Here is a 5,921-nt window from a genome sequence, read left to right as displayed (position 1 = left end):
GCGCATGATCCCGCTCCGCGGGATCATGCGCGCTGCGCGCGCCTGCAGGGAACCCCCTCGCTGCGCTCGGGGGCGGCGCTGCGCTGCGCTCCGCGCCTCGGCCCGGCTGCGCCGGGCTCCCGGGGCTCGCTGCGCTCCCCCCGGGTGGGGCCGGACGCTTCGCTTACCGGCCCAACAGCCGGGGGGTTTCCGCTTCGCTCCAACCCCCCAAAAGCGGCCACCAACAGCGGCTGGCTACGGGGAGGGTGGCGGTGCATCATGGCGCTGACCTGTGTGGGGTCTGGGATTCCGGCCCACCACCCCCGGGAACCGGCGGAGGCCGGCCGGGGTGATGGGCGAGGACCAGGAGGCGAGAGACAGGGGCCCCGGGCTCCGCTGCACTCTGCCCGTCCAGCGGGGCCTGATGGACCCTCGGGGGCTTCCCTGGGGCGCCCCGAGGAACCGGCCGGAACGAGTCCTCCAGAGGCGCTGGGTGATGGCACGTCACCTTTCGGCCAGTGTGCATCATGGCGATGCATCAAGCTGTAGGCCTGTGTATGCTCTGTGCTGCGGCCTTGCTACCTCCTGGCCGCATCACCGGAACTCTCTTCTCGGAAAGAGGCATTATGGTGCGCGCGGTTCGGCCGCTTCGGCCGCATCAGATTGAGGCCGTGGACGCTATTGTGCGCGGTTTGGATATTCCGCCGGGTGGTGTTCCGGCGGCGGGTATTCGCGGTCAGGTGCATTCGGCGTGCGGGACGGGGAAGACCACGATGGCGGCTGCTGCTGCCCGGCGCCTGGTGCCGAGGGGCCGGACCATCGTGATGGTCCCGACGCTGGATCTGCTGACGCAGACAGCGCGCGAATGGCAGGCCCTGGGGCACACCGGCCCGTCGGTCGCGGTGGCCCGCCTTGAGGATGACACGGCGCTGTGGACGATGAACATCCGCGCCACCACGAACCCGGTGCAGCTCGCTCTGTGGCACGGGCAGGGGCCGGTGACGGTCTACGCCACGTACGCCTCGCTGCCGGTGCTGGTGGAGGCGTTCGCGGGCTCATACGGGCAGCGTCTGGCACCGGTGGACCTGTTGGTGGTGGACGAGGCGCACAGGACGTCGGGGTCGATGGGGAAGGCGTGGGCGGACGTCCACGCCCAGGGCCTCGTCCCGGCCGCTCGCAGGCTGTACATGACGGCCACTCCGAGAATCTGGGAGGAACGCCCGAACCGGAAGGTGGTGGAGGGGCGGCGGGATCCGCTGCCGGAGGAGCAGGCCGCCTCGATGGCGGACACCGCGATCTTCGGGCCGGTGCTCTGGAAGCTGTCCCTGGCGTCGGCCATCACACGGGGTCTCCTCGCGCGGTACCGGATCATCGTCATGGAGATCACCGACCCGGCACTGACCCGGACGAAGCTGTACGGGGAGGACCGGCTGACCGAGGAGGTGCGGGGGCAGCGGATGGCCGCGCTGCAGGCCGGGCTCATCCGCACCATGACCGAACACGACCTCTCCTCCACCATTACCTTCCACCACCGCACCAGGGAGGCGAACGCGTTCGTGGCCGGCCTCCCCCGCGTCGTCCGCCGGCTGCACACCCACGACCCCGGCCGATATCCGGCGAAGGTGTGGGCGGACTGGCTGTGTGGCGACCACGACTCCGGGCGCCGGCAGGAAGTACTGCGGCAGCTCGGCGCCACCGCGCTCCCCGCGGTGCTGTCCAACGCGAAGGTTCTGAACGAGGGTGTCGACGCGCCCAGCGTCGACTCGGTCGCCCTCCTCGATCCCAAGGGCGCCCCGCACGACATCGTCCAGGCCATCGGCCGGGCGCTGCGTCAGAAGCCGAATCAGGGGAAGATGGCGTCGCTTGTCGTGCCGGTATTCCTTCAGCCCGGAGAGCCGCCGAATTCGAGAGATTACCGGCCCCTGACCCGGGTTTTGCGGGGGCTGCGTGCTCATGATGCTGAGGCTGTGGAAATGCTCGCCATTCCTCAGGAAGAGCGGAAGCGCCTGGTTGATCCGTCGTTCCCCCTCGGCCAGGCCCCCGAGGATGAGGATGGGGAGGATGAGCGGTTCCTGCTGCGGATCTCGACCCGCCGCGACCCCGGGTTCATCGCCGACCTCGTCCGGTTCGAGGTCATGGACGTCGAACGCGACGACTGGCAGCGCGGCCACACCGCGCTGCGGGCCTTCGTCAGCCGCGAGGGGCACGCCCAGGTCCCCTACGGCCACATCGAGGGGACCGGCCGGTTCCCGCTCGGCCGGTGGGTCTCCGAGCAGCGCCGGGCGTTCAGCGCCGGGGAGATGAAAGCGCGGCGGGCGGAAGACCTGGAACGCCTCGGGATGATCTGGGACGTCCCCGACGCCGCCTGGCAGGCGAACCTCGCCGCGGCCCGCGCCTACTACGAAGAGCACGCCACCCTCGCCGCACCACGCGGCGCGGTCGCACTCGGCCGACCCGTCGGGCAGTTCCTCGCCAACACCCGCCGCCCCGAAGCGCTCACTCGGTTCCCGGAACGGGCGGCGGCCCTCGCCGCGATCGACCCCGACTGGAACGCGCCGTGGTCGCCGACGTGGCAGCGGCACTACGCCGCGCTCCGCGAACTCGTCGGGGACGAGCCGGAAGGCGCCGCGGCCGCCGTCCCGCCCGGGGTCACGGTCTACGGGCTGGACGTCAGAAAGTGGGCCGCCCAGCAAACCCAGCCGAAGACCTGGGACAGGCTCCAGGAAGGGCAGAGGGAGCGCCTGGAAGACCTTGGCGTCCGCCCCGCCCCCGCAGCGCCCGCAGGCGCCCCCGTCCCCGCACAGCGGCGCCTGACGGCGTTCGACAAGGGCGTCGCGGCGATGCGGGCCTGGCGAGAGAGGGAAGGCGACACCCCACCCTCCCGGGCCCACGTCGAACACGTCGTCATCGCCGGCCAGGAGCACGCCGTCAAGCTCGGGATCTGGCGCAGCAACGCCCGCTCCCGGAAGGCCGGCCTCACCGACGAGCAGCGCGCGGTCCTGGACGAGCTGGGGGTGTGACCGGGGGCGGGGTGACGCCCCGGGAGTCTGTCGCGGGGCTGCTGTGGAGTGTGTCGCAACCCTGCTGTGACTGCGAGCGGCATCCCGGCCCCGACCTGCGCTGATGGCCGGTTTCGGGCGCTGACAGTGCGGGGGTGGGGGCGGGCTGGGCGGCGGCTTCTGTGGCACGGAGGAGCGGCCCGCTCCCTACCAGTCGCTCTCCTCGTGGTCCCGGCCGACGGCGTGGTCATCGGCCACGGCGAGGAGATGGTCAGCGGCGGCGGTCATCGCCGCGAGCCATGCCGCGCGGGCAGCTGGGTCCGTCAACTCCGATGGTGGCAGGAGCCACCGCAGCGAGGACGATGCGGTCGAGATCGCGGCGGCCTCAGCGTGCCAGATGAGCACAGCCGGATCGGCGCTCCGCCACCGACCGCTGATCTGGGCACTACCGAGGATCCTGCGCGCCCGAGCACCCTGGGCTTTATGGCGGCGTCGTGTCGTCACTCCAGGCGTAACGACCCGAGACGGCGACGAACACGGGGCCGCCCCACACCACCGGCCCCGACACCACCGCAGCCCGCACCGCCACACCACCGAACACCACCACTGTCAGCGCCCGAAGCACCCGTCCGTGCAGCTCACGACCGGCAACCGGCGCGCCTCTTGCCAACAGCTGGCCAACACCCGGGCCAACACCCGGGCCAACAGCGGCATCGTCAGCGCCCGGGAACGGCAATCGGTGCAGGTCGGGGCAGGGGTGCCGCGCGCGGCCACAACACGGCTACGACACGGCCGACAACACGGCTACGACACGTCGGCCGGGCGCCCCGGGGAGTACAGGGCACGTACAGCAGTGAGGACAGCGGCCAGTACAGCCCGTGTACATCCGCGCCGGGCACGCTTCGCGCCGCGGCCCGCTCGGACCTCCAGAGCCGCCCCGTCGGGGGTCTTCGTCGGGCTCGGAGTTCGACGGGCGAACACCCGTGACAGAAAGGCCACCTCACAGAGGAGCAACGCGGAAACCGCGCCAGTCGCGCCGGTATCGTGGCCGCATGTTCATTGCCGCGATCAGCCCCCGGTCAACGGGGAAGACGACCATCATGGCGTGGCTGCTGCACGCGCTCCACGAGCGTGGCTACCAGGTCACCGGCTTCGACGCCGACGAGTCCGAGCAGCTCTACCGGTGGTGGGAGGCGCGGCCGGACGGCAGCTACCCATTCGAGGTGCACAAGGCTGCGTCGAGCCGCTTCCACGCGGAGGCGCCGGCGCTGCTCCCGGCCGGGCACGTCGGCGGGGTGGACTGCGGCCACTTGGAGAACCACGCGGGTATCGGCTGGAGCGTGCTCCGAGTGGCAGATCTGGCGATCGTCGCGTGCGCGGCCACCAACAGCGATGTGGAGCGCATGGACGAGCTGCCCATGGACTTCTTCATCAACCAGGTGATCCCCAAGCGGTCGGACGGTCGCGCGCCGGAGACGTGGGTGCTGCTGTGCCGGGTGCAGCCGTCCAGCGTCACCGCGCCGCGAGGTATCCGGAAGAGCTTGGTGGATGACGGGTGGAACGTCTTCAGGACGGAGATCCCCGCGATCCAGCAGTATTCCTCCACGGGTGAGGGGACGCCGATTCGTGCGGCCGGGAGCCACTTCGACGCGCTGGTGACCGAGATGGAAGAGCGGGGGCTGATCAGCAAATGAGTGGCGCGACGCTGGACCCTGCGGAACTACGGCGGCAGCGGAAGGCCCGGCGGGCCGGTGAGGCCGGCGGCAACGGGGTGCCTGCTCGGCGGGAGGAGAGCGCGCCCGAGCAGGTGGTGGCGCAGGGGCGGCCTCAGCCGATGATCCGGCCCGACGATCTGCCCGAGGTGGTGGACGCGCCGGATGCGGTGGGGCCGCTCACCGAGGACGAGCGAGAGCGGTGGGAGCTGTGTCAGCGCAGCTTCGCGCAGTACCAGCAGGCGTGGTGGGTGGCGGCTCGTGCCCTGGACATTGCGCTGCGGGGTCGGCTGTGGCGGGCGGATTACGAGACGGCCGCCGCCTTCATCGGTGGCGTGGCGGGCATGTCGACGAGCAATGCGTACCGGCAGATCGCGGGGGCGGAGGTGGCCGCGCTGCTGGCCTCCCCCGCTTCAATCGAACACGAATCGAACGATCTGTCCCGCATGCGGGACTCGGCCGGTGCGGGACTCCGTATCAGCCAGCGAGCAGCCGAGGCGCTGGGTCCGATCCGGGAGGACTACGGCCCGGAACTGGCCGCCGACGCGTACCGCGCAGTGGCTGAAGTGACGGGCCGGGACACGGTGAGCCAACGCCTCATCACCGGCGTGGTGCAGCAGCTCCCCCGCCGTGAGGACGAGGACCTGGACCAGGGCGTGCTCTTGGGTCGGGTGCGCGCCCTCGCAGCCGGGGAGGCGGAGCGGGCCGCCGATGCGGCGGCCGGTGACCCGGTTCAGGCGCTCCGGGAGTACGTGGCGGTGGCCAGGCGCTTCGCTTCCGACACCAGGGGGTTGTCGCGTGCCTACCAGAGGGCGGCAGCGGTCAATCCGCGGCGGGCGCAGCAGCTCGCTGAGCGGCTCCACGGCCACATGGAGCGCGCCACGGGGAACTTCCCGGACGCGTAGCCAGAACGCAAAAAGGGCCCCGGCCCGCGCCCCCATTAGGCGCGGGCCGGGGCCCTTGGTCGTGCAGGAGTGTGGTCAGGCGGTGGCGAGGGCGACGGCGGCGGTGATCAGACCGAGGACGGCGGCGACCAGGAGGACGTCGACCGCGCGCTGGACCCTCGCCATCTTGGCGGTGAGGAGCGGGCAGAGCCGGGCGAGACGGCTGGCGGGCGGCACGGTCATCCGGGCCGGGGTGAACTCACCGGTCGGCCGTACGACCAGGAGCAGCAGCACTCCGGCGACGGCGAGTGCGGCGGCGGTGGCAGCGGCGGGGATGCGGGCGGGGC

5 protein-coding genes are annotated in these 5,921 nt (G+C 71.6%); 3 read left to right on the top strand and 2 right to left on the bottom strand.

The window, feature by feature from the left end; genetic code table 11:
- Window positions 1-605 precede the first annotated feature (605 nt).
- Window positions 606-2,999 carry a DEAD/DEAH box helicase gene (locus E0D90_RS22940; RefSeq protein WP_130799911.1) on the top strand — a complete coding sequence of 798 codons (2,394 nt, stop codon included), beginning with the start codon at window positions 606-608 and terminating at the stop codon, window positions 2,997-2,999.
- Between the two features lie 186 nt (window positions 3,000-3,185).
- Here the strand turns inward: E0D90_RS22940 and E0D90_RS22935 are convergent, their stop codons facing one another.
- Window positions 3,186-3,383, bottom strand: a complete 198-nt coding sequence (locus tag E0D90_RS22935; protein ID WP_130799910.1) for a hypothetical protein — start codon at window positions 3,381-3,383, stop codon at window positions 3,186-3,188.
- Between the two features lie 647 nt (window positions 3,384-4,030).
- Between E0D90_RS22935 and E0D90_RS22930 the strand changes: the two genes are divergently transcribed.
- Window positions 4,031-4,672 carry a ParA family partition ATPase gene (locus E0D90_RS22930; protein ID WP_130799909.1) on the top strand — a complete coding sequence of 214 codons (642 nt, stop codon included), beginning with the start codon at window positions 4,031-4,033 and terminating at the stop codon, window positions 4,670-4,672.
- On the top strand, window positions 4,669-5,595 hold the full coding sequence (locus E0D90_RS22925) for a hypothetical protein (RefSeq protein ID WP_130799908.1): 927 nt from the start codon (window positions 4,669-4,671) through the stop codon (window positions 5,593-5,595). Before E0D90_RS22930 ends, E0D90_RS22925 begins: the two co-directional genes overlap by 4 nt.
- A 75-nt stretch (window positions 5,596-5,670) precedes the next feature.
- On the opposite strand, the gene E0D90_RS26785 is transcribed toward E0D90_RS22925, so the two are convergent.
- Window positions 5,671-5,921, bottom strand: a 251-nt coding sequence (locus E0D90_RS26785) for a hypothetical protein (protein ID WP_157996923.1), incomplete at its 5' end; no start/stop codon positions are given.

The sequence above is a fragment of the Streptomyces otsuchiensis genome (genome assembly GCF_004305975.1).
In the GTDB taxonomy this organism is placed as follows: domain Bacteria; phylum Actinomycetota; class Actinomycetes; order Streptomycetales; family Streptomycetaceae; genus Streptomyces; species Streptomyces otsuchiensis.
The sequence above is the reverse complement of the archived record's forward strand: the minus strand, read 5'-3'. Positions and strand labels throughout refer to the sequence as shown.